Origin of the sequence: Novosphingobium sp. ERW19, assembly GCF_012641315.1 — a bacterium.
Taxonomy (GTDB): domain Bacteria; phylum Pseudomonadota; class Alphaproteobacteria; order Sphingomonadales; family Sphingomonadaceae; genus Novosphingobium.
Window position 1 is genome coordinate 1 of the sequence record NZ_JABAIC010000041.1, and the last position, 789, is coordinate 789.

Here is a 789-nt window from a genome sequence, read left to right on the forward strand (position 1 = left end):
GCATGGACGAAGTCGGTCCGCGTCGGGATGTCGGCGCCCTTGTCGCGGCCGAAGCGTTCGAACAGCGCAGCGTTGTGGTTGCGGAACGATCCGGGGTGGATCTGCATGACGAGGCCATCGTCAAGGCTCATCGCCGCCATCTCGGTCAGCATCTGGGCGCGGAACAGTTCGGCATCGGCCGGGGTAGCTTTGCCGGCCACGACCTTGTCGAACAGCGCCGCTGCCTCGCTGGCAGACAGGTTGGCGGTTGCTGCCGTGGGATGGCCATGGTCGGTGCTGGTCGCGCCCATCTGCGCAAAGAAGGCGCGGCGCTGGCGGTGCGCGGCAAGGTAGCCGGTCCAGCTGCGGCAATCCTCGCCGGTCAGCCCCGAGAACAGGTCGAGGTTCGCCGAAAAGCCCTCAAACTCGGGATCGATCACCGGGTCGGGGCGATAGGCGGTGATGACCCGGCCCTGCCACCCGCCCTCGCGCGCATTCTCGGCGCGGATCGCGGCGTGATGCTCCAGCGTATCGAGCGGGCTCTCGGTCGTGGCGATCACCTCGATGTTGTAGCGATCGAACAGCGCGCGCGGGCGGAACGCATCGGAGCCGAGCTTTTCGGTGATCGTGTCGAAGTAGAGGTCGGCCGTCTCCGCGCCCAATTGCACGTCCATGCCGAAGGCCTCGGCAAAGACCCAGTCGAGCCACATGCGCGAAGGCGTGCCGCGAAACAGCCAGTAGCGCTCGGCAAACAGCCGCCACGCCGCGCGCGGGTCCACGCCCTTGTTGCGTACGCCCAGATCCTCCAGC

The 789-nt window shown here is 67.3% G+C and carries 1 protein-coding gene; it reads right to left on the reverse strand.

The window, feature by feature from the left end; genetic code table 11:
* On the reverse strand, positions 1-789 hold a 789-nt coding region (locus HGI46_RS21820), incomplete at both ends, for a glucuronate isomerase (protein WP_206065896.1).